Raw genomic sequence first — 26,554 nt, 5'->3', positions numbered from 1 at the left:
AGTTAATGCAAGCACAGTGCCAAAGTGACGAGATGTTTTTGACGGACATAAAAAAGGCTGCCTTTGTAGCAGCCTTTGGAGGGCATAATATATTATCGGATCTGTAATATATTTTGTTGTAATGTTGAGTTAACCTCAAGCGCTCGAGAGTTCGCTTGGAAGTTACGTTGGGCGCTGATAAGGTCAACTAACTCGTTTGTGAGGTTGACGTTCGATTGCTCTAACGCAGATGAACTAATACCACCGAGAGTACCTGTGTTTGGCTCGCCTGCAAGTGGTTCACCAGAAGATAGGCTCTTCTTCCACTCAGTATTACCAATCGCCTGAAGGCCTTGAGAATTCGGGAAGCGTACTAGCGCGACTTGCCCTAAGAACGTTGAGTCGCCGTTAGTATATGAAGCCACAACTTTACCATCAGTACCAATATCAATACCTGCTAAACGGCCAACGGTCGCACCGTCTTGCTCCAATGCTTTTACTTCAAATCGACCCGATGAATATTGCGTTGGTAGCTTTTGAGCAGTATTTGCTTCATCACGCCAGTTAACAACAATATCATTCGGAAAAGTTGCACCGTTATCAAGCAAGTTTGACATACCGATAGTTGGGTCAACTGCATCTTGAGGTCCAGCAAGACTTAAGGGGTTAAATGTCGAGCCAGTATTGTTGTTAAAAACAAGCGGCGTAGCTGAAGGATCGGCAGCCGTCTGTGATGGAATACCGCTAGCATCGAAACGGAACACACTAACTGGCGTATAAGGAACAGGTGGTGTTGCTGCTGGATCAATTTGCTGCGCATTATGGTTAAAAGGTTTATCGTCCATTGTTGCGTAAGTAGACCACTCATTATCCGCTGTTTTTCTGAAGAATAACTGCAATGTATGTGATTCACCCAACGAGTCATATACCGTTATTGCTGTTCTTGAATTATATGAGGCACGTTGCTCAGGATCAAAAGCAATTGTAGGTGGTTGCGCAGTCGCATCTAGGTTAAACGAGGTATAGATTTGCGATGTTGCACGAGGAGAACCTGATGCATCTGGAATTTGAACGGGTGATGTTGTGCTTAAACTCAAAGACGTGGTATCACCTGTAGATGGATCGACTGGAAAGCCTTGCAAGTAATCACCCTTAGCATTCACGATGAAGTTGTCTTTGTTGAGCTTAAATGCACCCGCTCGAGAATAGGTGAAATCTTGTGATTGAAGAGAATTTGACATGGCAAAATAGCCTTCGCCCTCAATCGCCAAGTCTAGCGAGTTTTGCGTAAACTTTAATGATCCTTGGTGAAACTGCTGTGCAACCATGGTAGTTTGTACACCATCGCCATTTTTCGTTTTGCCAGAGCTAAAAACCGAAGACGCGTAAACATCAGCAAATTCTGCGCGAGACTCTTTAAAACCCGTCGTGTTCACGTTAGCAATGTTATTTGCTGTTACGTCCAAGTCTTTTTGCGCGGCGGCAATACCTGTCAGTGCTATATTGAAACTCATACTCTCACCTCTAAGTTCTTAAGGTTAATTCTTTAAAACTACTATGCTATTTCAGCAATATCAGTTAAGCGCACCGCGCCTTCTTTGGTATTAATGACGATGCCGTTAGCACCATTAACATTAACACTGTCTATATTTCTAAATGTGGCCGACGGTAAAGTTTGATATTCACCTTCAATCATACCCTCCGCTTTTATGGTGTATTCACCTGGAGGCATCATCTCACCGTCTTTATTTTTACCATCCCAATCGAATCGCACAGCGCCCACACTTTGTTCGCCAAATTCAAGCGTCTTTACAAGCGCTCCAGATTCATCATAGATACCCACTGATAGATTCTGAACTGGTTCCTGTACAATCACAGAACCTTTTGTAAGTGCATCGTCACCATGTTCTAACGTCGTTGATTCGAGTAATGCTTTCTTACCAATCAGCGTTGATGCTTGAAGCGCCGAGTTAGAAGTCATCGATGCAGCTAACGAGTCAAAGTTCTCATTTAACTTTGAGATCCCCTCGGCCATGGTAAAACTTGTCATCTGCGCGATCATTTGATCGTTGTCCGCAGGCTTACTTGGATCTTGGAAAGAGAGCTGTTGAGTAAGCAGCGAGAAGAAATCTTCTTGCGATAGCTCATCTCTGGGCTTTTTCTCCTCGGCCTGTTTCTGCCTGTCCCAGTAGAGTGAATCTACACCCGTTGAAGAAGTGGCATTTACATTATTACTCATCAGCTGTTACTCCCAATTTAGCGCTGGCCTAGTTGCAATGTTTTACTAAGCATTTGCTTTGCAGCATCTGCAACTTGAACATTGGTTTGGTAAGAGCGAGAAGCAGAAATCATGTTTGCCATCTCCTCTACCACATTCACATTCGGTTTATAAATGTAGCCATTTGCGTCAGCACTTGGGTGGTTTGGGTTATATTCAACTTGAAGCGGCTTATCGCTCTCAACCACACCTAATACTTTTACTCCAACTGACGATCCCGCGACATTGCTCTGGGAAGCTGAAGCTTTGGAAAGTTCAGCGGCAAATACAGGGTGTCTAGCGCGATAAACATTATCTTGACTAGAACTCACTGAGTTTGCGTTCGAGATATTACTTGCGGTGGTATTTAGTCGCACATTCTGTGCACTCATCCCTGAACCCGCAATATCGAAAACGTTATATAAACTCATAATTATGCCCCTTGTCCGCCGAGTGCCTTCTTAAGGCCACTGAACTTACCACCAAGAAATTGCAAACTGGCTTGGTACTCTAATGCATTCTGTACATACAAATTTCGTTCCACTTGTATATCTACTGAGTTACCATCACCTGTATCTGCTTGATTTGGCGAACGATATAGTTCAGATGAGTTACTCATTTTAGTACCACCACTGAGGTGTTTTGCATCTGTTCTAACCATATCATTGCCGCTTCTTTGCATTGTCTTTGCCGCTTTCAAAGCACTAGCAAAGTCGATATCTTTAGCTTTGTATCCTGGAGTGTCTGCGTTTGCGATATTGCTTGCTAGAATTTCAGCGCGTTGTGAGCGAAGCAGCATAGTATGCTGATGTATACCCAACGCTTTATCGAAACTAATTGCCATTATCTGACTCCAAAAAATTGACTCAGGTATGACAAAGCAATCTTTAGGCCAGTTTTAAGGTTAAATTTATCCCTTAAATTTCATACAATTAAACTATATTTTTGGAATAATTAAACTTGAATCAGTGTTGAGTCGGTAACGTAAATAAGAGCAAATATTCGAATAATTGACAACTTGGCTGAAGCAATTTGAGGCTAAAAGGTAGGAGATAGTTATTAGAATTACGTTACAAATTGCAAATACTAGCTATAGCGACTATCCCTGCCGCTATATGTGAGTATTAAGTCTTTTTCTGATAGATAATCCCAGGATTACAACGGATCATATTAAAGTCGTCACTCAACCCCGCCATCGATTCCGACGCCCCTAAAAACAAATAGCCATTCGGGTTTAACGACTGAGCAAATTGCGAAATGATTTTGGCTTTCACTTCAGGTGAAAAATAGATCAGGACGTTACGGCAGAAAATAACATCAAACTTACCCATCAACGCGTAAGAATCTAGCAAGTTCAAATGCCTAAAGCTGACCATTTTACGGATAGGTTCAACTACCTTAGCCATTCCATTACCGCTATCCATAAAAAACTTCTTTCTGCGCTCAGGCGACAACCCTCTCGCCAACGCCAACGCGTCATATTCAGCATTCTTACACATATCAAGCATCGTGTTAGAAATGTCTGTACCAACGATCTGAACACCCATTTTCAGCGCGCCTGGGCTTTTACTCACATATTCACTCGCAGACATCGCAATTGAATATGGCTCTTGTCCTGATGAACTTGCCGCCGACCAAATCTTAACTGGACGTCTCAAGTCTTTAAACTCTGGTAAGATTTTCGATTTAATTAGCTCGAACGGATAAGTATCCCTAAACCAAAGTGTTTCATTCGTTGTCATCGCATCCACCACAGCGGCACGCAATTGCCGCTCATGGGGACTGAGTGTTTTAGCTACTAAAGACGATAGTGTTTCCACACCAAAGCGAGCCATCAGAGGAGCGAGTCGGCTTTTGACCAAGTACAATTTATTGTCACCCAGTACAATACCGCACTGTTGCTCCAAAAAGGTTCTAAATTGGTCGTACTCTTTTTGCTCTAAATGCTTATTTTCCAAGTGCTACCACCAGCTTTAATCACAATGAACCCATTTTTTAACCGCTGAAGCTAATTCATCTGGGTTAAACTTAGCAATAAAATCATCAGCGCCAACCTTCTCAATCATGGCCTGATTAAATACACCACTCAGTGAAGTATGGAGTATCACATGCAATGGCGCTAATTTTGGATCAGCTTTTATTTCAGCTGTTAGCGTATAACCATCCATTTCTGGCATTTCAACGTCAGATATTAATAGCCCTACTCGCTCAGTGACATTATTTTGACAGTCCATTTCCGCAATTTCACGAAGCCTGATGAGTGCTTCTTTGCCGTTCTTCGCAAGCTCAGTCTGAACACCTAATGGCTCTAATGCACGTTTGACCTGATTACGAGCAACCGCGGAGTCATCAGCGATAAAGACAATACGTTCGCCTAAATCTTTTTGCATTTCACCATCAGAGACAATGTCAGCACTGACTTCTGTGTTGATCGGGCAAATTTCATTGAGGATCTTTTCTACGTCTAATATTTCAACTAGCTCGTTTTCAATTTCTGTAACCGCTGTCAAATAGGAATAACGGCCTGCCCCAGATGGCGGGGGCATTATTTTTTCCCAGTTCATATTCACAATGCGTTCTACCGCACTGACTAAAAAGCCTTGAACTGAACGGTTGTATTCCGCAATTACAATAAAACAATTGCGAATATCTTGAATAGGAGGCCCACCAACCGCAAGTGACATGTCAATTACGGATATTGTTTGGCCTCGAATATGAGCAACCCCTCGAATCAAAGGGTTTGACTTGGGCATGCTTGTCAATGCTGGACATTGAAGCACTTCTCGGACTTTGAAAACGTTAATGCCGAAGCGCTGTCGACCTTGAAGTCGAAAAAGTAATAGCTCGAGACGGTTTTGTCCAACCAGCTGTGTACGTTGGTTAACCGAGTCTAAAATACCTGCCATTTCAATCTCCTACTGTATAAACCGCTAATCGGAACGATCTTTGCTTCGACTCTGATATGGTTTACCACCCTTGATTAGGTGCAGTTATTAAAGCAGAATCTTTATACCTTGTTTCACCCCATAAGCATAGTCGAAACATCATGAGTTTGTTAAAAAAAACCCATTACATTCAGTTTTTTTGTTTGTTCGCTTATTTTATAGGCGTTGACTATGGTTATTGTCAGCAATATGACAACAAAACTTTAGTACAAAGCGCAATAGAATTTGTTGAACCAAATGTAGAGCAAGATCCCGACAGCCAGCTATCACTAACTGCTATACCACTTGATTCAAGAATTCCAGCAAGGGATTGTCAATCGCCGTTGCAATATAGTACAGCAATGACTCCGCCTTTTGACACTCAAGTGACAGTACAAATTAGATGCAACGATACCCTCAGCTGGACTCAATACGTCCACGTGCGTATCGATCACCTCTTCCCTATTTTAGTTAGCGCGACCATGTTAGAAAAAGGCCGTGTTATTCAGGATGACGATGTAAAAATAGAGTATCAGCCGAAACGTTTTCGTAGGGTTTCCTATATAGAAGATAAGTCGATACTAATAGGCAGTAGAAGCAAACGTAATATCAGAGAAGGTCAAGCCTTTACTCAGGCTCATATTTGTATGGTCTGCAAAGGCGATACGGTGACGATTATTGCTAAATCAGGTGGGCTTGTGATCAAAACTCAAGGAGAAGCGCAGCAAGATGGCAACCGTGGTGAACTTATTAATATTAAAAACGCTCGCTCTGGCAAAACCTTACGTGCTAGAGTAATAGAAGTGGAAACAGTAGAGGTGAATTTATAAAAAATTTGCTAAAGTAATACTATTAAACGCCGATAACAAGGCTGAGAGTATAATTTTATTGGGTCTACAATCATGGTTAATCAAGTTAACGGTCAGAATCAGTCTACATCCGTTGCTAATAATGTTAAGCAACAGAAGGCTGAATTGCAAAGAAATGATGCTAATAGTGCGTCAGTTAAATCACCAGCTACACCGAAAGCAGCTGCGGATTCAGTGAGCCTGACTCCACAAGCGCAACAGCTGAAAACGGTCAACGAAAAAGCGCAGCAGTCATCAGGCTTTGACGACAAGAAAGTCGAAGAACTGAAAAAAGCGATTGCAGAAGGCAAGTATCAAGTTGACGCGGAAAAACTAGCCAAAAACATAGCTGCATTTGAGTTCGAAATATATGGATGATTTGGTTCGGCTCTGCCACCACAAACTTTCAGAACAAATCTCGACGCTAGAAGCGATGACCCAGCTTCTGGCTCGTGAGCTTGACGAGCTCGCGTCTCGGCGTGGCGACAACTTAAAAGAAATCGCTCGTGAAAAGCTAACTCTCATTTCAAAACTGCAAAAGCTCGACAATGAATTGTCAAAAACTGAGTCTCACGTCTTTGAAAACAGTGAAGTAGCCCCGCTCGTTGCTAAAGTGCGAGCACTACTCAGTGAGTGTCAGACCAAAAATGAAATCAATGCTAAAACGGCTCATCAGGCTAATGTAAGCACACGTGAACTAAAAGGGATCTTAATTGGCGCACCAACTTCGATTACATATGGTCAAGATGGCAGCGTGAAAAGTAGCGATAGTGAATTGGTACGTAACCTAAAGGCGTAGCCACGCCTGTCGTATTTTAGTATTGAAGAACAATCGAAGTGAAGCGCATTAAGTAAGCGATATGTGATGAGTGCTTACTTAAAGCTATAAGATATCTTCTTAATTTTCTGCGGCTTGACTTGAGTAATATACAAATCATAAACGCGTTTCATATCAAGCTCTAACTCCGTCGCGTAAGTATCACCAACTGCGTAACTTTTCAGCACCTTAGCCCCACGAACAAGTCCATTTACTTGGCTCTTAAGACCGTCGTTTTGCGCAACCGCTCCTTTTACCGTAATAGTGGATGTCAAATTCTGGCCATACAGTTGCTCAGCCAATTCACGATAGGCTTCTAATTTTGACACTTTAATGGCCATTAGCTGCTTCTCACCCTCAGTTTTACCCGGCTGAGCACTCAAAGGAGCGTACCCCACAGCCCGTAAAACAGGAAAAGTTTCCGGTTGCACTGTTTCATATTCAATATGCTTATCAACGAGGCTTGAACAGCCGCTGAGCCCTGCTAGCGAACAAACCATAACAACTGAACTGATAGAATTAGTGATACGCATTTCACCCCACTCCGCTACAATATATACCAATCAAAATTAAGCACTTCCCCAACATCTTGGTCTCGCAAGGGTTGTTGTGGTTTCATTGAGTATTGGCAAGAAATAAAATTAACTTTCATAATGTATGATTATGCACGAACCTTGCCAAAATTTGGCACAGGTATTGCTGAGTTGAAGAGTAGTTTTTGATCTGGGCATTTAAACATGAAAAAGCAATTCGCGACCAGTCTATCACTGTTGTGTATCACCTTGGTTCATCCAGCTTATGCTGAATGGTTTGAAGTTACCGGCATGGCTGACGTTAAAAATGGCGACCATCAAAAAGCCAAAAGAAAGGCGGTAAATGACGCCATCACACAAGCTTTGCTGTTTTCTGGCGCTTCGGTGAGTAGTGTGCAAACCGTCACCGATGGTGTGCTCACCCAAGATCAACTTAAGATCCGCTCAAATGCTGAAATCCAAAGTGCCAACGTAATTGCTGAAGCAAAAGTTGGTGACTCATGGCAGGTGACATTACATATCGATATTACCCCACAGAGTGCTCAGTGCCCTACTAGTGCTTACGACAAACAGGTTGCAGTCACACAAAGTCAGTTAAAAAATAAACACCAAGCAACACTAGGTCAAATTTTTGACATAAATAAAGCGGTGAGCGAGCGCCTATACCAGACAATGTCTGAACAAAAGTTGAGCTTAGAACCTGTTCCCTATTTCGCACAGACCATAGACGTTAACCGCTTTTTCAGCCAGCGGTTTGATTATAATGAACAGCTAATCGAGACCATTACGGCAAATACGAACAGCCAATTTGTATTACTGAGTCAAATTACTGATATTGCTGGTGTCGATAAACTTAATAGCGACTTCGCATTTTGGCAAAGTGATAAATATTTAAGAAGCTTCAAGGTAGACTTTGCGCTGTTTGATGCACTTTCTCATGAAAGGGTGTGGCAAAAGCAATATGCCACTCAAGGCGTGTGGCCGTTTAAGAAGACCAAATTAATTGATGTGTACAGTGAGCGCTTTTGGCAGACAGATTATGCTGATGAGATCCAAACCACGCTGATACAAATCGCAACTGATTTAAACGCAGCGGTAGCCTGCTTACCAACCAACGGCAAAATCCTACATATCGATGATGAACAAGTCGTTATTAATTTGGGCCGCATGCATGGCTTAGAGAATGGCCAGATCCTTAACGTAGCGCATAGTAATCCGCTGACTAATGTCGATGGTAAAATATTTATGCATCAAATTAAAACCATTAATAAACTGCAAGTGATCCAGGTGAATGCGCAAAACGCCATTGCGGTAAATATCAGTAATCGCCCACTTCACAATGTGCAAATTAATGATTTGGTTGAAATTCAAATAGAAAATGAAAATGAGTTTGAACTGTAAGGTTAAGACTACCTATGACGCAGACAAGATTTTCGACGACTTTACACACTCTACATCATGCTTCCGCCGCCCATTTACTTTGGTAATTCCACGCAAAAGTGATACCAATGGCGTCCCCAGTAGGAATCGAACCTACATCTAAGCCTTAGGAGGGCCTTGTTTTATCCATTAAACTATGGGGACAATCTCTAAAGTCAGATAACGATCGCTTTTTTTGACCTTCACTAGCGGGATCTGCGGTACTTAATACCAATGAAAGTCGAGAATTGTTGATTCTCTGTTGTACTGCATCTCAGTGACTTCACTTTAGTATACTGATCTTAATGAACTTTTAAAGATTAATAGTCAATTTATTCGCGGTAATAAATGAGGTGGTTCAGTAGGTGAATACGCAGCAGTTAAGACCCACTACTGCGCTATCAGTTACTTCACTTGAGGTGTGAATAAGAAGTAGGATAGTTCTTCGTTTAATAAAACCTAAACGGTATTTTCTTCTAAAAACCGCTATTTGAAGTACTACCTTGCAGCGGTTGCCTGATCATCAAGGATAAAATACGGGATGGTCACCACCGTGCTTGCTATCACTAAGTTGGTGTTAAACTCTAACAATCTTGCATTTACCTCCACGCCTCGTGGACGGTAAACCATAGTGCCTGTGAGCAAATGGCTGGGAGATTGCGTGTTTTTCAAGCGGCTTGCGTTACGCGAAAAAGTCAAGTCACCACTGGATGTCACTTCAATTTTCCCCAATGCTTTAAAGTCTAACGCTTGATAACCCAGCTTTTGCATTTGATGCATTAAGGACTCAGCCAATTGGTTTCCTAGCTGGTTTGTATCCCTTAATGATTCATTAAAGTTGACAAAACTGGCTACCGCTATCGACTCAGGCTTTTGCCCTAATACAGTATCTGACAGTTCCAACGCAATTTGACTGGCGTAGTTAGCAATTTCTTTGCGATGACGATAGCTAACGAAGCCAATATCTTGCAATACCGCGGCTTGTGAACCTTCATTACGCTCTTGCTCTTCCATCATGGCATATAATATTTCCATGTCGGATTGCTGCGTTTCTGTAGGTTCGGAAGCCGTTTGTTTTGTCATTTCGCAGCCACCGAGTAATGCAAGTGTCGTCGCGAATAGCACTACATTTTTCATCATCGCCTCCGAATTAGTTCGCACGCTCTATACGAATGCCATCGTATGCCGCACCATCTTGTAGGGCGTTAACTACGTTTTGCGGTAAAAAGCCTTGAGCAGAACCCACGACACTTTTACTTCTAAGCCCAACCACTCTGGCATTAACCATAACCCCGCCCTGATGATTCACCAAAGTACCACCTAGCACATACAAAAAAGGATGGTCGTCAGATAGCTCTAAAAAGTCACGGCTAAAAATGAAATCGCCTTCAGGTGTCACCCGGATATAGTCTGTTGTTTTAAAGTCCACAACAGGGATCCCAAACGCATGAAGCTCATGGATAAAGCTTTCAGCCAACTGGTTACCCAGCAAGGAACCTTTATCAAATTCTTTATCTAAAAATACAAAGCTTGTCACTGCTACCGGCGTTTTCTCATTCACGTGTTTCAAGTTTGCTACCATGTCTTGCATAATGCTTTGAACATAGTGAGTGACATTCTTACCAGCCATTTGCTGAGAAACAGAGAATTGTTTCATACCGTTTGGATTACTTTGATACATCGAAGATTTTTCAAAGCCATTACGCACGGGCTCAGCCTGAGCATTATCCACCGCAAAAAAGCTACTCTGAGCACAGCCAACCATCAATGAAAGCGGCAAAACCAAACTTAATACTTTTTTCATTACTTTCATCTCCACTAATATTGGCTTCGTATAATCTGACCGTCACGATTTGTGACACGCTCCGTACCCCACATAACAGCTTTTGGAATGCTGATTGATGCGGCTGAGACGGCTCGATTATGTAACGTATCAACCAGCCGCGCATTGACCAAATAGGTATCACGACTTTCTACGATTGTCCCGACCACCACGAGGTCAATTTTCTGGCGCTGATTCAGCACATTCAATTCTCGACTTAACATACTATCGGCAGAACTTTGTAAAGATAAAGCGTTTCTGAGTCGATATTCCACGACATCTGCCCCCATTTGACTTAAATGGGTCATGAGGGATTCTTGCAAGGCCACGCTCAAGCCTGAACCTTGCCCAGCAACGGTATCATCCAGCTGATTAGCCTTAAAAAAACTCGTCACAGCAACCGTTGAGTTCGGCTTGAACGGCCGTACATACTGCCCGAGTTCCGCGGCTAACTGAGCGCCAACCCCATCTAAGTCAGGTAAGATTTCTTGCTGCTGGATCGCTTCTCTTTTGCCGACCTGTTGGCTGTTTGTACACCCTGCCAACAACATAATCACTATGAGTGCTAGATATTTCATTTCACCAAGCCCACGATAAACTTATTGGATAAAATGCAAAATACGCACCAAGTTTTAAAGTCGATGACTGGTGTAATGGCTAACCAAACAGCTTAAACCTGCACGCTTAAGTTGCTGGCAACCTTTGTATGCAGAGGCCTTATCTGCAAATGCACCTAATTTGAGCCGATAATATTTCGTATTTTGAATATCTATTTGCTCGATATTCACTTCGCTTGTTGCAAAGTCTTGCGGTAACTTATCCTTGAGTTGCTCGTAGGTTTGCCTAAGCTTGGTATATTCCGTTGTAGAGGCCAATTGAATTGCGAATTCAGCTATCTCGACAGGCTGTTTTTGTTTCTCGGTGGGCTTTGTTTTTTGCTCTATCACTTGCTCGGGTTGCTCTGCTAAAAGCTCAGCATGCTTTTGCTTTGCAAGCGAATTTGATAGCTGCATCGCAATAACATCTAAATCTTCCTGCACTTCTTCAAACCTAGCAACCTGCTGTTTTAGCGCTCTGAGCTGTTCTACTTCTTGTTGTAAGGTGCTTACCTGCTGTTCCAATAAAGATATCTGCTTCTTCATTTGTAATGAGTCAAGTTGACTCTTGCTCGCAGTTGCTTGGCAACCACTTAACGCAACGAAACTGAGCATAATGAGATGCCACTTAATTGATTGCATTGTTTTCTCTTTCATAAATAGTTAAGGCTTCCACCGTGCAAGAAACTTTGAAGGGAAGTAGATTTTGGCAAATATTTGCCGCATTTTGTGTGGCGTCATCTCTTAATATAAGTAAATAAGTGGCGTCGCCTTCTTGTTCCGCATACCCAAAACCACCGCTTAATAACGCGGGATAACGCTTAGCCAAAATCGCCGCGTACACTTTTAATATCGTTAATGTCTTGAAGCGTCCAACTACAGCAAACTCTCGCGTGGTTGCGCGCTGTCGTTGTAATTCGTGATTTACATCAAGCAGCAAGTCTCCCTCTGCACTTAACTCCACTTCTATCTGTTGAGTACTGGCTACCGCGAGCCTTTTCGCATCACTTATTGCTGTACGGTAAGTCCCAGGCTTCAAACCAGTAAATACATAGTAGCCGTCATATGCCGTCTGAGTGCGCGCGACTTCGTTACCCGTTTCATCAAGTAAACTCACGGTAGTGAATCCTGCAGGTCGGCGCTCAGTACCCTCATTGATTTCAACAATACCTTCAACTTCCGACGAGTTTACAAATGGTATTTCAACATATTCAATATGACCGGGTCTTGGAGTGAATGAAAAGCCATCATTAGCGGGAATTAAAAAGGGTTCAGGGATCGTTTCTTTGTCAACAATAATATCTGTTCGTTTGTAATTAACCATTGCGGGTAATAGAGCCACACCGTCGTCGTCAGTTTTACCTTGTGCAAAGTTTTGCAATGCTTTTATAGTTACCCCCTTCAGCGGTAACTCCCCATCGTCAAGATAGCCGTTATTATTTTGGTCGATAAAAGCACGAATCATCAAAGAGCCAAACTGCGACAAGCGTTTGCCAGTTAAAAAAACCTGATCTACGGTTTCGCCCGCTCCAATACTTACTTGTCCAGAGAGGCCTAGTTGCCAGTTATCATCGTTATCGTATTGCAAGTCTGTTAACAACCGAAACTTATCATGGTTCCAGCTCAATCCAAGTTCGGTTTTATAGTATTCCGCAGCAAAGTCTTTGTATAAGGTAATGCCAAGATCAAGCTCAGGACTTAGCGCTTTGCTCAACTCTAGCTCAGCAGCTGTAATTTCATTAGCAGGTTCTATGTCATACCAAGTAGTAAAACGACTATATATCCCAAAAATCCTTCGCTGCCAGCGCAAGTAGCCACTCACATCGCTGGCTTGATCTGTCTGCGCTTGCCACACAAATTGGTTACTGAAAGTGCCCCAATAATTCCCCGTGCTAAACAGCAGCGACGCTTGCTCGGTGGTGTCTATATTAGCTCTATTAAGCTGAAAGTATTCAGCACGATAGTAAATTTTAGCGGCATCAAAAAGAGACCAATCTCCCGCCGCCGTTAATTTTATCTCGGTCGCATTTTCATCCCGTTCTAAATCTTCCTTTAGCTCAAATTTAGCACCTACCTGCTGGCCAAATAGACGGGTTCGAGTATTTGCAGAGAGACGTTGGTTCGCTTCGCTCTTACTATAGTCAACATCCAGTAATAGTCGTTTATTAATATTGGTGTTAAATCCTGTAGAAAAGTATTGTTCTGAGGCGCTATTTTTTACACCTTGACGATGCTGCAAGCCTGCATACACCGCAAAATTTTTAGTAAGGCCGTAGTCAAATCGACCATTTACTTGCCAGCTTGATGCTCCTGATACCGCAGTCTTGTCGCCCAGTATACTTTTGCCCGTCTCAGTAATTGATACGGCAAAAAAGCCTTCATCTTCGTTTACGATGCTCTGTTCAACATAATAGGTCTGCACTTCTTTTGATACTTGACCTTGCCCTCCATACATCACCAGTTCAAAGGTATTTTCACCAAATAGTAAATCAATATTTTCAAACTCATAGCGCCCAGATTGAACATTATTTTCTTGCCCTATTAGCAATCCATTTCGATAAAGCTCTACGTCCCACCCTACCTGAACAGGACCTGAGATGACAATACGCTGACGGTTAGTGCGGCTATCTAACGGCGCGTTACTGAAGTTCACTCCTCGCCCTTCTTCATTTAGCGCATCAACTCCAACTTGAACACTCTGTACATCACCGAGCGATACCTTGGTAAAGTTGCCAAACGGTAAAACATCGGCTTTTTTAGAAGCACGGTTTAGGGATAATCGTGAGCGATTAATCACATCTCCCTCTCTACCAGCAATAAAATACTGAGCTTGCCAATAGGCGATGTCTTGCGAACCAATAAGGGAATAAGACGTCTGACTAATGTCTTCAGTCACCTGCGCATTTATCTGAGCATCCAGCACTGGTTTACCGATGCTTTGATAAGGACTTGGTCGCCACGGTAATGTTGCGCTGGCATTGCGGTCAAACCTGACAACTTCTCTTCCTAATCGCTGTTGCTGCGCTTCTATTGGCAGAATTTGCCTACTTTTAACCGTAAGAGATAAATCCTGTATATCGGTAAACAGGCTCACATCGAATAAGGTCGCAACGATATAATCGGCGAGAAATACCTCACCATTGATAACCTGAACCTCCTTATCACTCAATTGCGTTCGCTGCCCTTTGCTCTCAACTAAATGCGCTTTGGCATTAAGACTAAAGGTGTTTTCAGGTGTGAAGAACCAGCCATCAAAAGTTCCTGATACATCTTCTGATACCACAAAGCCCAAAGCTGAAAACAAGCTCAAGAGTTCCACATTGACGCCTTGTTCCGACGTCACCGCGATCACTTCACCTAAATATAAATTTCCTTTATAAGCGGATAAAAACAGTTCCGTACCAACATCAACCCGAGAGACCACCCGCTCACTTTGCTGTATCGCAAGTTTTGCTTTCACTCGTTCAACCCGTTCTAATAGCTGTTGCAAAGTATCAACCTGCGATGCCATAGCAGGTTGATAGCATAGTATGCCAATTAGTAACGCGCGCCAAATAGCGGGGGCTCTCATTACGTTCGCTTACCCTAAACTACAAAGATACCGAATCATCTACAAAGGTGCGGTCAGTGTACTCCTCATCACCCACATACTTGATTAAGACCTTGCCTGATGGCCCAAGCTTAATTGCAGGGTCTATCGAGAATTCTACACTCCTTTGATTAAGCTCTGGATATACGGCAAACTTATTTAATACTCCGATCCGCACCGGTTTAACGTCATTTTTCCCCTGCCAATAAGCGGATAATTCGCCAAAGCTACTATATTTCCCAGTTCGATTAAGTAGTACCGTAATTGCCTGACGACCATTTTTCGCGTTGCTTACAATGACATCCTCAAGCTGTACTTGCGGGTTCGCATCGCCAACTCGTAGCATCACCGGAATGCTATAGCTCATCAGCACGTCAATATTGATACCTTCTTGCAGCTTGCCTTTATTATTCGGCAGCTCCCTAAAAAGCAAATGTGAGCGATACTCTCCTTGTTCCATATTCGCCTTTCTGCGCACAGCCAGCTTTATTACCTGACGCTCACCAGGCCCTAGTGTTACTTGCCTAGGTGAAATACGAATGAAATGGCTTGCAGCCATAGGGTTCATTTTTTGCTCGGCAAAGTTGGCATAACCACCTTCTTTAAGTGCTAGCTTCTCTTGAAATTCAAGTCGATAAGATTTGGTCACATCACCATTATTAATGATTGTAACCCTCTCAATTCTCTGACGCTCTTCGAAAGCAACCCGTGTTGGGGTGATCATCAGATTGGCGCTTACTTTACAGCAACAAAACAAAAGCAGCGTTAATATTAATTTATTCATAATTTAGTAAGACAAAGTTATTTCAACGTTCAAGGTTTGCACTCCATCCGATAGCGATTTACCATTGCCAGCAAAGCGCAATTGACCACCGACCTTAAACTCACCAGACCCAACACTATCGGTGTAAATCGCCTTCTCGTGATACAGCTCTGTCAATTGGAAGGCATCGGATGCACCAAGATTCCAATATCCAAACCAGTCGTTGTAAATGGTAGATTGGACGCTAATTTGGCGATTGTGAGGAAAATCGGTCAAGAGGATTTCTGCCGCATGACCAAACTCTACGAATAGAATATTGCTTGAGGTTTGTGGCCTAACATTAGGTTCTATTGTCACAGTGCCTGCGCTATTTTGGTCAATAATCGCAATAGTGCCAAAGCTCAATTTCTTAACGACCGATATATCTTGAGCTTTGGCCCAGTGACTGGCAAAAAGCAATGCCAGTACCATGTAACGCCACATGTTTTAGTAAGCGATTTCGATATCAACTTTACTGGTGTATACACCACCACCATACGTATCTGTTCCAGAAAGTGCTTTCGTACTTAATGTCGCACCAACGGAAAGCGTTGCGGCACCATTTGCATCAACCCTAAACTTGTTGTTTGTCACTTCACTATTAGGTTGTGCACCGCTTACCACATAAAACTCAAAATCCTTTAAATCAAAAGAGGCATTACCCACGCTATCAACCGTAGTTGCAGCCGGAACCGTAATCGTTAGCTCAGTGTTTGGCGCTGCATCAGTGATATTGATAGAGCCTGCTCCACCTGTACTAATAAGGTTTATTACTGCGTCACCAGTATTCTTAATTTCAGGATCGGTCAGTGTTGGATCCGCTTCAATCTTCATCGTCGCGACATCAGCTGCATCACCCTGCACTCGAATGATACCGAAATCAAGCGGATCACCAGCTTCCGCTGAAAATAAGTTTTTAACTTCTACTTTAACTTCAAGACGGGCAGTATCTTTAGCAATTGCTGAAGAAGTAAGTAAAGCAGCGGAAATAGAGCTTGCAACAAGCGCAGATTTAATCAGTGTTTTCATCTTTAAATTCCTTTAGGAGTCATTTTTATCATCACCGCAATGCCATTTTTTTGGTGACTTATTGTTTATCGTTCCCAAATGGGAAAACTTTAGTAAAAATTAAAGCATTAATCTCCTACAATCAATGCTTTGGATAGAAAATAGTCTACAGTAGATTTTTGCTTCTTGAGTTGATCTTAATCCAGAAACTGTTGCCCAATCCCGCATTTCAAATGCTTGAATTCGAAATTCGGCCTCAGAGAATATACTAGGAAACTTTCGCTTTACTGCCACTAATAGCGCTTGATGTTGCTCAACTTGAGGCATGGAATTGATGGATATTGGAAACAACTTGAGTTGAATTCCAGTCGTTTGATTCGCCTTTTGTTTACTGGCGGAATAACGCTTAACCTCTATGTCAGTAGTCGATGCTGCTTGGATATTATCGACGCTAGCTTGAGACTCTAACAAAGTCAGCAGGTTTGAGAGATCCTCTTCTAACGAGCTCAATCGCTTAATACTTTTGAGCTGTTGCTCACTTAACTGCGAGGGCTGCTGAACTGAATGACTACAGCCACCTAAGGTGATTACAGAGCCGAGTAGTATAAGTTTAAAAAACTGAATATTCACAATAAGTTATAACAAAAATCCATTTTCTGCTATGGTACATAAATCGCGGTAAATAACCAAATGCTTTTACCGCAAATATCGGTACATTTAACTTTTTGCAATAGAATCGATAAGAGAAGCAAGCTCAGTCGAATACTCTTCTCTTCGCATCGCATGCTCAACTATCGCTTTTAAATAGCCAATTTTACTTCCGCAATCATGGCTTTTTCCACGTAGCGAGTATGCATCCACTTGCTCTCGCTCCATCAACATAGCAATCGCATCGGTCAGTTGAATTTCACCACCAGCACCTAACGGTGTTTTTGCCAAAAGTGGCCAAATAGATTTGTTAAGTACGTAACGACCAACAACGGCTAAGTTTGAAGGCGCATTTTGTTGTTCAGGCTTTTCGACAATAGACTGCATTGCGCCTGACTCTCCTTGCACTAGCGCTGCTCCTCCCAAGTCCACAATACCAAACTGAGAAACGAGTTCAGGCGCTACCGCTTCTACCATCACTTGGCTATTACCTGACGCTTTAAAACGCGCGATCATATCAGCAAGATTATCTTTTGTTAGATCGCATGCAGCGTCATCGACCAATACATCGGGCAGCATAACCACAAAGGGCTCATCGCCAATCACAGGTGCAGCGCAGTTGATGGCATGACCAAGGCCACGAGCCTCACCTTGACGCACATGGATCAGCGTAACGCCTTTGGGGCATATAGATTGTACTTCTTCTAGCAGCTGACGCTTAACCCGTTTTTCCAGTGTTGCTTCCAACTCAAAGCTTTTATCAAAGTGGTTTTCAATTGAGTTTTTACTTGAATGGGTTACCAGGACAATTTCTTTGACGCCAGCGGCCGCTGCTTCATCTACCACATACTGGATCAGAGGCTTATCGACAATTGGCAGCATTTCTTTTGGAATGGCCTTCGTTGCTGGTAACATGCGGGTGCCAAGACCCGCCACTGGAATAACGGCTTTCATAAATGTTCCTAAATCGCGACTGGTGCCTTTATATGCGGGTGACATTCGTAGTTCACCAGTTCAAAGTCTTCAAACTTAAAACCAAATATGTCTTTTACTTGAGGGTTGATCTGCATTTGTGGCTTCGCAAACGGCGCTCGGCTTAGCTGCTCTTCAACTTGTTCCATATGGTTTAGGTATAAATGGGCATCGCCGAAAGTATGTACGAAATCACCCACTTCTAAGTCACAAACTTGTGCAATCATCATCGTTAACAGCGCATAACTTGCGATGTTAAAGGGCACACCCAAGAAAATATCCGCACTGCGCTGATAAAGCTGGCAAGAAAGCTTGCCATCTAGTACATAAAATTGAAATAACGTGTGGCAAGGTGGCAACGCTTGTTTGCCCATCGCTGCATTTTCTTTCGGTGAATAGTTAGTATCAGGCAAAAGCGCAGGGTTCCAAGCACTCACAATCAGGCGACGAGAGTCAGGGTTGGTTTTGATTTGCTCTACAACATCTTTGATTTGATCTATCACTTCACCATTTGGCCCCGTCCAAGAGCGCCACTGGCTGCCATAAACTGGCCCTAAGTCCCCTTCATCCGTTGCCCAGCCATCCCAAATGCTAACGCCATTTTCCTTTAGGTATTTGATGTTAGTATCGCCTTGCAAGAACCAAAGTAGCTCGTGGATAATCGAGCGTAGATGACACTTTTTCGTCGTTACAAGCGGAAAGCCTTCTTGCAAGTTGAAGCGCATCTGGTATCCAAAAACACTCACTGTGCCAGTGCCAGTGCGGTCTTCTTTTTTTGTGCCATTATCACGCACATGGCGCATCAGTTCTAAATATTGCTTCATTGTTCGCTACTCTTTAACTTTTAACTTGCTCGTTAGATGGGTTGCTACTTTCTCGCTTATATGCCCATACCATAAGGATAGCGCCTGCAATCACCATAGGGAGGGATAAGATCTGACCTTGAGAAATAAAGCCACCATATAAGCCAATATGTGCATCTGGTTCACGGAAATACTCGATTGAGAAGCGGAACACACCGTAACCGGCTAAAAATAGACCTGCTACGCTGCCCGCTGGGCGCGGTTTTTTCCTAAACCATACCAACATCACAAACAATACCAACCCTTCAAAAAGCGCTTCATAAAGTTGTGATGGGTGGCGCGGCTGTGGTCCGCCCGTTGGGAAAATAAATGCCCAGGGAACATCCGTTACGCGACCCCATAATTCGCCATTAATGAAGTTACCGATACGACCAGCAAAAAGCCCAACAGGCACCATAGGAACGACAAAGTCACCTACCGATAAAATCGAACGTTTGTTTTTAAGCGCATACACGATAATTGCCGTTATAACGCCCAATGCACCGCCATGGAAAGACATACCGCCTTGGTCCACCCTAAACAAATAAAGCGGGTTTTCAATAAAATGAGAGAATTGATAAAACAACACGTAACCAATTCGCCCGCCCAAGATCACACCGAGCATACAGTAAAAAACTAGGTCGCCAACTTGGTCTTTATTCCAACCAGAGTTTGGTTTTTTTGCTTCTTTCCCTGCCCACCACATGGCGAACATAAAGCCGATTAAATACATTAATCCATACCAACGAACACTTAACGGTCCGATGGAAAAAATCACAGGGTCTATCTGTGGAAACTGCAAAGCCATAGCCTTTCCTTAATTCATTAACATATTGCCAGCGATAACAATGAGTAACGCCGCAAACACTTTCTTAATCGTTGTGACTGGTAAGTGGTGCGTAGCTTTAGCACCAATAGGCGCCATAAACCATGAAGTTGCCACTATACCAAACAAAGCCGGTAAATAGACAAAACCTAAAAATCCATGCTCAATATCCACATGTTGGCTGCCAGAGGCGATATAGCCAAAGGAGCCAAAGATAGCGATAACAATACCACTGGCAGACGCACATCCTATCGCTTTTTTCATATCAACAGAGAAAAATGTCAGTAGTGGGACGATTAATGCTCCCCCGCCGATACCAATCATTGCAGACAGCGCCCCCGTTACCGAGGTTAGCATCGCAAGTATCGGTCCTTGCGGTATAGCTCTGGTTGATTGTGGCGGTCTTCTGGAACTCCAAGCCATTTTCAATGCAATGCCCACAACACTAACCACAAAAATAATTCTGACGAGTTTTTCAGGCAACATCACTGCGGCAAAACCACTGCCCAACGCGCCGACTGCCACACCTAACATCACCCATGGAGCAATGTGCCATGGAACATTGTCATTTTTATGATGTGCTTTGGCTGAAGATGTCGAAGTGAAAATAATGGAGGCGAGAGACGTCGCAATTGCAACTAACACCACTTGATCTGTGGGTATAACATTAAATTTGGTCAAGATGACAGATAAAATAGGGACTATCAGCAGCCCGCCGCCGATACCAAGTAGACCTGCCAAAAAGCCAACTGCACAGCCGAGCAAAGCGCAAAGTACAACGATGAGTATAATAGTTTCCATCAACAAGCTCTTATTCTTATAGCGCCGTAATGGTAGCGTAAATAGCCTTAAGAAGCACCCTTTGCTTGGTGGCTGGTATAGAGTAATTCTGCAAAATGATGTTCTATCATAAATTCTTTAATAATTCGGCGCACTTGCTTAGATGACGGCTGTGCTAAACAATTTTCAAGTAAAGCTTCCATATCCGTTACTCTCAGTCTACGTAACACCCATTTTACTTTGTTCAGTGATGAAATATTCATACTCAAACGGCGATACCCCATTGCAATAAGCAAGATTGCTCCCTCAGGCTCACCGCCTAATTCTCCACACAGGCTAAAAGGCAGCTCGTGTAATTCACACTGCTGTGCAATCTGGTTTAACACTCGTAATACACTGGGGTGATAAGGGTCAAAAAGATCCGCTACTTGCGCGTTGGTTCTATCAACGGCTAATAAATACTGCGTCAAATCGTTACTGCCCACAGAGCAAAAATCAATTTTTTTCGACCACTCAGGTAACAAGTACACGCTAGACGGTACTTCGAGCATCACGCCGATTTCTGGTCGGTCGATGGTATAAAAAGGATCGGCCCATTCGTCTTGCAACTCAAAACAAGCCTGCTCAATGAGTGCCATCGCTTCATCTATTTCCTCACTATGACCCACCATAGGCAACATGATCTGTAAGTTGCCAAGACCTGCGTTTGCTTTGATCATCGCTTTGATTTGATCCAAGAAAAGCTCGGGGTGATCCAGCGATACACGAATGCCCCGCCACCCTAAAAATGGGTTTTCTTCTTTGATATCAAAGTAATCTAGAATTTTGTCGCCACCGATATCTAAAGTCCGCATCACTACGGGCTCAGGGTGATAACGTGATAGCACCTCGCGATACCAGACTTCTTGCTCCGATTGTGTTGGGAATTGGCCTTTTTGCATAAACCAAGACTCAGTTCGATAAAGACCAACGCCATCGCAATAACTGGCGCTTAATGTCTCGGTCGATAGATCAAGCCCAGCATTTAAGAGTAAATTTATACGCTCACCATCGAGTGTAATAGGCGGCAAATCATGTTCCGCTTCAAACTTATCATGCAGAATGTTGTCTTTACGTTTGATTTCAACGTACTCATTGACCAACATTTGCGAAGGCGAAATATAAAGCCGCCCAGAATACGCATCCATGATCATAGACTTACCATCAAACTGTAATAATGGAATGTCTTCTATGCCCCAAATAGCGGGGACGCCCATCGCACGAGTGAGAATGGAGGCATGAGAGTTAGCCGAGCCATGCACACTGACGACCCCTTTGAGCTTTTCTTTTGGTACTTGCGCTAACATAGTTGGAGTCAAAGTATGGGCGATTAGAATCGTATTATCTGGATAGTGTTTAACAGCTTGTTCAGTTGAGACTAAATGCTGGAGCACGCGCAGGCCAATATCATTAACATCAATCGCACGCTCTTTGATATAAGGGTCGCTCATCATATCAAACTGAGCCACAAGCTTTTCGATAACAAGCTTTAGCGCTGTTTTCGCGTTCCAGCCTTGTTGTATTTCAGACTCTACTTGTTTACCTAAACTCTTGGCATCCAAAAGTTGTTGGTAAACCTCAAACACAGCTACCGCTTCTTTTGGAATATCATCACTCAGAGTTTTGGCTAAAATATGGAATTCTTGCCGAGTCGCGGCCACCGCTTGATGAAACAGCTGAATTTGCTTCTGAATATTGTCACTATGCTGTGGTTCAATACTCGCAAAATCAATATGGGGTAACACCACATAACCATCGCCTAAGGCAATACCTGGAGCACTTGATACCCCTTTTAACACTGAGGTTCTGTGACTGCTTGCATCTTGTTGAAGTAAAGTTTGGATCTCGGTGTTGGCAAGCTGTGAAGCCAATTGCGCTGAAAGCGTAATAAGAAAGGACTCTTCATCATGGCTAAATACACGAGCAATCTTTTGCTGCACCACAATAACTCCAAGCACTTTACGCTGGTGTACAACAGGTACTGATAAGAAAGCATTGTAGCCTTCTTCATTGACCTCAGGTGACAGTTTGAATCTTGGGTGTGATTGGGCGTGGGCAACGTTAATTGGCTCTTCACGCTGGGCAACAAGACCGACTAGGCCTTCGGTAAATCCCATGCGGAATTTTCCGATTGCTTCAGGGTTTAAGCCATCCGTTGCCATCAGGATAAAGTTATCTTGACTGTAATCGGCAAAATAAACTGAGCAGCATTCAGTGTGCATGGCATCTTTGACCATAGTAACAAAGCAATTTAACGCGCTTTGTAGGTCACTTTGCTGTGCCACTGACTCAGCAATCGATCTTAACGTTGCTAACACCTGCTGCTCCTATTTTTATCGTTTTGTGCGCCAGAAATCCTTTTGCCCTTGCTGTTCACGTTTACCAAATGGCATCGCAAACGGAGCGAATTCCTTCATCACTCGACGATAGACATCACGCTTAAACGATACAACTTGACGTACTGGATACCAATAGCTAACCCAGCGCCAATCATCGAACTCAGGGTGATGCGTACGTAATAAGTCTACGTCTTCATCTTTACACCTAAGTTTCAATAAAAACCATTTCTGCTTTTGCCCGATACAGACTGGGCTTGAATCTCGTCTAATTAACCTTTTTGGTAGTTTGTAACGTAACCAATGTTTAGAACTTGCTACTATTTCAACATCTTCTGGCCTAAGTCCAACTTCTTCATGAAGTTCACGATACATCGTTTGCTCAGGTGTTTCCCCTTGATCTATTCCGCCTTGAGGAAATTGCCAAGAGTGTTGTCCGTAACGACGGGCCCAAAAAACCTGCCCCTGATTATTACAAATCACTATTCCGACATTGGCACGAAACCCTTCGGCATCAATCACCTTAGTGCCTCATTTATAAGTCGATTTTTAATGATTGTTCCACAACTCCCGCGCCACGGCAAATTTAATTCCATTCTATACCTAAATTATCTCAGCATACTCTCAAGTTACCCACAACTTGTGCATAACTAAGTGTTTTTCAGTTCAAATTACGAACAAATCCACAATTACACACTTCAAACCTCAGGTTTTCCACATATTCTGTGGATAATTATGTTTATAGTCTTGTATTTATCCAAAGCCATAAGATTTCCAAGCCGCTCTGACTGTAGCAAAATAAAAATAACTTCATATTTATCATATAGATAATAAAGTTATTACTTTAACCATATGTTGAAATAACAAACCACACTTAAGTTGAGTGCAAAATAACCAACTTACTTCACCACATGATTTCTTTTATAATCGTGTTTTTAGGGGATAGACTCAGGAGTATCGCTTGCCATCAGTTACACCACCACGCTCTGTGGGCGAACTTATGCAGCGTGTTGAAAACATAGCCGGTTTAACATTAGGTGAACTCGCTCATCAGCTCTCGTTTAAAACACCACAAGACTTGCTCAAAGAGAAAGGCTGGGTAGGACAACTCATAGAAGCGGCCTTAGGTGCCACCGCGGGCTCAAAGCCTGTGCCTGATTTTGAGCATATTGGCGTTGAACTCAAGACTTTGCCCATAAGCTATCAAGGCAAACCGCTAGAGACCACCTATGTTTCTGTCGTGCCGCTGACTCAGTTAACAGGATTAACATGGGAAGCGTCGAGTGTTAAAAAGAAATTAGCTCACGTTCTTTGGCTACCCATATTAGCCGAGCGAGAAATTCCTTTAATAGATAGGGTTATTGGACACGGCTTCTTATGGCGGCCAGACGCGCATCAAGAACAATTGTTACGAAGAGACTGGGAAGAGCAAATCGAGTTAATCGCTACGGGCCATGTAGAGGAAATCTCAGGGCATCTTGGAGAAGTCATGCAGATAAGGCCAAAAGCGGCAAATGCCAAAGCGCTTACCGACGCTATAGGGCCTAACGGTAAAATAGTGCAAACTTTGCCAAGAGGTTTTTATTTGAAAATTAACTTCACCCAATCGATATTAGCGCAAGAGTTTGGTGCTTAAAAACACCTGTTGACTTTTTATACAAAAAGTACAAATGTAACACAACCAACATCTTGTATGGATTTGGTTAACATTTATATTTTTTATAGAAGGAAACGACAATGAAATTAAAGTTCAACAAAAAATCGATTAAAGAACTTAGTGTGAACAAAATACTTGTGACCAAGATGACACCAGCTGTTGCTGGAGGTAATGGAGCAGCAACGATGGATGATACTTGTAATTCACTTCAAGTCTGTTGGACATTCCGATATGGCCAAGGGCATTGTGAAGTTTGGTGATGAACGTTAGGAACAAAAACGCCAGTAACTAAACTGGCGTTTTTACAATACATCAAGTAATGCTAATTACTGACCTTTGATTTCACTACGGCCTTTGTATACCGCTTTTTCACCTAGCGCTTCTTCAATACGTAGTAACTGGTTGTACTTAGCTACACGATCCGAACGACAAAGTGAACCTGTCTTAATTTGACCTGCCGCTGTCGCCACTGCTAAATCAGCAATGGTTGCGTCTTCAGTTTCACCAGAGCGGTGTGAAATAACGGCAGTAAAGCCAGCATCTTGCGCCATTTTGATGGCATCAAGCGTTTCAGACAGTGAACCAATCTGGTTGAATTTAATCAAGATTGAGTTACCAATGCTTTCTTCAATACCACGCTTTAAAATCTTAGTGTTAGTAACAAAAAGATCATCACCCACTAGCTGAACTTTATCGCCGATTTTATCTGTTAGGACTTTCCAGCCAGCCCAGTCGCTTTCGTCTAGGCCATCTTCGATTGATACAATTGGGTAACGTGCTGCAAGATCGGCCAAGAAGCCTGCAAAACCTTCCGAGTCGAATGTTTTACCTTCGCCCTTTAGGTCATACTTGCCATCGACATAAAACTCAGACGCTGCACAGTCAAGTGCTAGTGTTACGTCTTTGTTCATTTCGTAGCCAGCTGCTGCAACCGCTTCAACAATCACTTCTAGCGCTTCTTCATTTGACTTAAGGTCTGGAGCAAAACCACCTTCATCACCAACAGCAGTGTTCAGGCCACGTGACTTAAGTACGTTTTTCAAGCTATGGAAGATTTCAGCACCCATACGTAGTGCTTCACGGAAGCTCTTTGCGCCAACAGGCTGAACCATAAACTCTTGAATATCAACGTTGTTATCCGCGTGCTCACCACCATTGATAATGTTCATCATCGGAACTGGCATTGAGTACTGACCTGCTGTACCGTTGATGTCTGCGATATGCTCGTATAGCGCCACGCCTTTGTCTTGTGCAGCTGCTTTTGCTGTTGCTAGAGATACCGCAAGGATGGCATTCGCACCTAGTTTTTCTTTGTTTTCAGTGCCGTCTAAGTCCAACATAATTTGGTCGATTGCACGTTGTTCTAGCGCGTTTTGACCTTCAAGTGCTGCCGCGATTTCGTTATTTACGTAGTTTACCGCTGTTAATACACCTTTACCTAAGTAACGAGACTTATCACCATCACGTAGCTCTAGTGCTTCACGGGTACCCGTAGATGCACCTGATGGCGCACATGCACGGCCCCATGCACCTGACTCTAGGTGTACGTCCGCTTCTACTGTTGGGTTACCGCGTGAGTCCATAACTTCACGGCCAATCACTCTAACGATTTTTGACATCTTGATTCCTCTTATTCCCAAAGTGGTGTGTGTTGCACTGCTTCTGTCGCAGGCGAATTCAGGGTCAATAAACCCGCTTTAAAGTTTGCCTTATCTCTGTTGCTTCGCAAAGTGAAGAATTTACACGTATCACATTGACGCGCCGGCAGATAAGAAAAAGTTTGGCGATAAACACTACTCTTAGCGCCTATTGCAAAACCTTCTGCAACAAAAAAGCCGTGCAAGAGCACGGCTTTTTCTT

Annotated in this window: 29 protein-coding genes and 1 tRNA gene; 6 read left to right on the top strand and 24 right to left on the bottom strand. The window is 43.1% G+C overall.

From position 1 onward, the window contains the following. Positions 1–92: 92 nt before the first annotated feature. The 6 genes from flgE to DS891_RS00645 form a co-directional block, all read right to left on the bottom strand. A complete protein-coding gene (flgE, locus tag DS891_RS00670; protein WP_102056455.1) occupies positions 93–1,493 on the bottom strand; it encodes a flagellar hook protein FlgE in 1,401 nt (466 codons plus the stop codon). Between the two features lie 41 nt (positions 1,494–1,534). Next, positions 1,535–2,218, bottom strand: coding sequence for a flagellar hook assembly protein FlgD (locus DS891_RS00665; protein ID WP_010369284.1), 684 nt, complete (start codon positions 2,216–2,218; stop codon positions 1,535–1,537). Between the two features lie 17 nt (positions 2,219–2,235). Then, positions 2,236–2,667: a flagellar basal body rod protein FlgC gene (flgC, locus tag DS891_RS00660; RefSeq protein WP_010606302.1), complete on the bottom strand. Its 432-nt coding sequence runs from the start codon at positions 2,665–2,667 to the stop codon at positions 2,236–2,238. 2 nt (positions 2,668–2,669) lie between these two features. After that, on the bottom strand, positions 2,670–3,080 hold the full coding sequence (gene flgB / locus DS891_RS00655; RefSeq protein ID WP_010369289.1) for a flagellar basal body rod protein FlgB: 411 nt from the start codon (positions 3,078–3,080) through the stop codon (positions 2,670–2,672). 280 nt (positions 3,081–3,360) lie between these two features. Next, positions 3,361–4,194, bottom strand: coding sequence for a protein-glutamate O-methyltransferase CheR (locus DS891_RS00650; protein ID WP_010369291.1), 834 nt, complete (start codon positions 4,192–4,194; stop codon positions 3,361–3,363). A 15-nt stretch (positions 4,195–4,209) separates the two neighbouring features. After that, positions 4,210–5,142: a chemotaxis protein CheV gene (locus tag DS891_RS00645; protein ID WP_010606301.1), complete on the bottom strand. Its 933-nt coding sequence runs from the start codon at positions 5,140–5,142 to the stop codon at positions 4,210–4,212. 140 nt (positions 5,143–5,282) lie between these two features. On the opposite strand from DS891_RS00645, the gene flgA reads away from it, so the two are divergent. From flgA to flgN, 3 genes are all read left to right on the top strand, one after another. Next, a complete protein-coding gene (gene flgA, locus DS891_RS00640; protein ID WP_174168528.1) occupies positions 5,283–5,990 on the top strand; it encodes a flagellar basal body P-ring formation chaperone FlgA in 708 nt (235 codons plus the stop codon). A 72-nt stretch (positions 5,991–6,062) separates the two neighbouring features. After that, positions 6,063–6,386 (top strand): flagellar biosynthesis anti-sigma factor FlgM, encoded by a 324-nt coding sequence (gene flgM / locus DS891_RS00635; protein ID WP_010369298.1) that lies wholly within the window; start codon positions 6,063–6,065, stop codon positions 6,384–6,386. Beyond that, positions 6,379–6,807 carry a flagellar protein FlgN gene (flgN, locus tag DS891_RS00630; protein WP_010606299.1) on the top strand — a complete coding sequence of 143 codons (429 nt, stop codon included), beginning with the start codon at positions 6,379–6,381 and terminating at the stop codon, positions 6,805–6,807. Before flgM ends, flgN begins: the two co-directional genes overlap by 8 nt. A 74-nt stretch (positions 6,808–6,881) precedes the next feature. On the opposite strand, the gene DS891_RS00625 is transcribed toward flgN, so the two are convergent. Then, positions 6,882–7,358 (bottom strand): LPP20 family lipoprotein, encoded by a 477-nt coding sequence (locus DS891_RS00625; RefSeq protein ID WP_174168527.1) that lies wholly within the window; start codon positions 7,356–7,358, stop codon positions 6,882–6,884. A 204-nt stretch (positions 7,359–7,562) separates the two neighbouring features. On the opposite strand from DS891_RS00625, the gene DS891_RS00620 reads away from it, so the two are divergent. Then, a complete protein-coding gene (locus tag DS891_RS00620) occupies positions 7,563–8,759 on the top strand; it encodes a flagellar assembly protein T N-terminal domain-containing protein (protein ID WP_174168526.1) in 1,197 nt (398 codons plus the stop codon). 108 nt (positions 8,760–8,867) lie between these two features. Here the strand turns inward: DS891_RS00620 and DS891_RS00615 are convergent. The 16 genes from DS891_RS00615 to rppH all read right to left on the bottom strand — a co-directional run bounded on the left by DS891_RS00615 (position 8,868) and on the right by rppH (position 23,559). Further along, positions 8,868–8,942: transfer RNA gene (locus DS891_RS00615), tRNA-Arg, on the bottom strand. A 333-nt stretch (positions 8,943–9,275) separates the two neighbouring features. After that, positions 9,276–9,917, bottom strand: coding sequence for a FlgO family outer membrane protein (locus DS891_RS00610; RefSeq protein WP_227387252.1), 642 nt, complete (start codon positions 9,915–9,917; stop codon positions 9,276–9,278). Positions 9,918–9,927: 10 nt separating this feature from the next. After that, the gene (locus tag DS891_RS00605) at positions 9,928–10,581 is read right to left on the bottom strand and encodes a FlgO family outer membrane protein (RefSeq protein ID WP_010606295.1); all 654 of its coding nucleotides are present in this window, start codon (positions 10,579–10,581) and stop codon (positions 9,928–9,930) included. Positions 10,582–10,595: 14 nt separating this feature from the next. Continuing rightward, positions 10,596–11,150 carry a FlgO family outer membrane protein gene (locus tag DS891_RS00600; RefSeq protein ID WP_254605638.1) on the bottom strand — a complete coding sequence of 185 codons (555 nt, stop codon included), beginning with the start codon at positions 11,148–11,150 and terminating at the stop codon, positions 10,596–10,598. Between the two features lie 81 nt (positions 11,151–11,231). Further along, the gene (locus DS891_RS00595; protein ID WP_174168524.1) at positions 11,232–11,837 is read right to left on the bottom strand and encodes an SPOR domain-containing protein; all 606 of its coding nucleotides are present in this window, start codon (positions 11,835–11,837) and stop codon (positions 11,232–11,234) included. Further along, positions 11,824–14,766, bottom strand: a complete 2,943-nt coding sequence (locus tag DS891_RS00590) for a hypothetical protein (protein ID WP_254605635.1) — start codon at positions 14,764–14,766, stop codon at positions 11,824–11,826. The genes DS891_RS00595 and DS891_RS00590 overlap by 14 nt, the downstream gene beginning before the upstream one ends. A gap of 19 nt (positions 14,767–14,785) precedes the next feature. Next, entirely contained in the window at positions 14,786–15,508 is a 723-nt protein-coding gene (locus tag DS891_RS00585; RefSeq protein WP_017218096.1) for a fimbria/pilus periplasmic chaperone, read from the bottom strand. Between the two features lie 63 nt (positions 15,509–15,571). Then, positions 15,572–16,018: a DUF4402 domain-containing protein gene (locus tag DS891_RS00580; protein ID WP_102056448.1), complete on the bottom strand. Its 447-nt coding sequence runs from the start codon at positions 16,016–16,018 to the stop codon at positions 15,572–15,574. Between the two features lie 15 nt (positions 16,019–16,033). Beyond that, positions 16,034–16,615 carry a DUF4402 domain-containing protein gene (locus DS891_RS00575; RefSeq protein ID WP_010606289.1) on the bottom strand — a complete coding sequence of 194 codons (582 nt, stop codon included), beginning with the start codon at positions 16,613–16,615 and terminating at the stop codon, positions 16,034–16,036. Positions 16,616–16,714: 99 nt separating this feature from the next. Then, positions 16,715–17,224: a hypothetical protein gene (locus DS891_RS00570; protein WP_174168523.1), complete on the bottom strand. Its 510-nt coding sequence runs from the start codon at positions 17,222–17,224 to the stop codon at positions 16,715–16,717. A gap of 87 nt (positions 17,225–17,311) precedes the next feature. After that, positions 17,312–18,196: a UTP--glucose-1-phosphate uridylyltransferase GalU gene (gene galU, locus DS891_RS00565; protein WP_174168522.1), complete on the bottom strand. Its 885-nt coding sequence runs from the start codon at positions 18,194–18,196 to the stop codon at positions 17,312–17,314. Between the two features lie 8 nt (positions 18,197–18,204). After that, positions 18,205–19,038, bottom strand: a complete 834-nt coding sequence (locus DS891_RS00560; RefSeq protein ID WP_010369327.1) for a thymidylate synthase — start codon at positions 19,036–19,038, stop codon at positions 18,205–18,207. Between the two features lie 13 nt (positions 19,039–19,051). Beyond that, the gene (gene lgt / locus DS891_RS00555; protein ID WP_174168521.1) at positions 19,052–19,864 is read right to left on the bottom strand and encodes a prolipoprotein diacylglyceryl transferase; all 813 of its coding nucleotides are present in this window, start codon (positions 19,862–19,864) and stop codon (positions 19,052–19,054) included. 9 nt (positions 19,865–19,873) lie between these two features. Further along, positions 19,874–20,683 (bottom strand): sulfite exporter TauE/SafE family protein, encoded by an 810-nt coding sequence (locus DS891_RS00550; protein ID WP_010606284.1) that lies wholly within the window; start codon positions 20,681–20,683, stop codon positions 19,874–19,876. A 47-nt stretch (positions 20,684–20,730) separates the two neighbouring features. Next, positions 20,731–23,019, bottom strand: coding sequence for a phosphoenolpyruvate--protein phosphotransferase (gene ptsP / locus DS891_RS00545; protein WP_174168520.1), 2,289 nt, complete (start codon positions 23,017–23,019; stop codon positions 20,731–20,733). 15 nt (positions 23,020–23,034) lie between these two features. Then, the gene (gene rppH / locus DS891_RS00540) at positions 23,035–23,559 is read right to left on the bottom strand and encodes an RNA pyrophosphohydrolase (protein ID WP_010369331.1); all 525 of its coding nucleotides are present in this window, start codon (positions 23,557–23,559) and stop codon (positions 23,035–23,037) included. A gap of 439 nt (positions 23,560–23,998) precedes the next feature. Between rppH and mutH the strand changes: the two genes are divergently transcribed. Both mutH and DS891_RS00530 read left to right on the top strand, forming a co-directional pair. Continuing rightward, the gene (gene mutH / locus DS891_RS00535) at positions 23,999–24,673 is read left to right on the top strand and encodes a DNA mismatch repair endonuclease MutH (RefSeq protein ID WP_174168519.1); all 675 of its coding nucleotides are present in this window, start codon (positions 23,999–24,001) and stop codon (positions 24,671–24,673) included. Between the two features lie 101 nt (positions 24,674–24,774). Beyond that, on the top strand, positions 24,775–24,954 hold the full coding sequence (locus tag DS891_RS00530) for a hypothetical protein (protein ID WP_102056442.1): 180 nt from the start codon (positions 24,775–24,777) through the stop codon (positions 24,952–24,954). Between the two features lie 66 nt (positions 24,955–25,020). Here the strand turns inward: DS891_RS00530 and eno are convergent, their stop codons facing one another. After that, positions 25,021–26,313, bottom strand: a complete 1,293-nt coding sequence (gene eno / locus DS891_RS00525; protein ID WP_010606280.1) for a phosphopyruvate hydratase — start codon at positions 26,311–26,313, stop codon at positions 25,021–25,023. Positions 26,314–26,554 lie beyond the last annotated feature (241 nt).

Source organism: Pseudoalteromonas sp. JC28 (genome assembly GCF_013319255.1).
In the GTDB taxonomy this organism is placed as follows: domain Bacteria; phylum Pseudomonadota; class Gammaproteobacteria; order Enterobacterales; family Alteromonadaceae; genus Pseudoalteromonas.
This window is presented reverse-complemented; position numbering and strand designations above follow the sequence as displayed.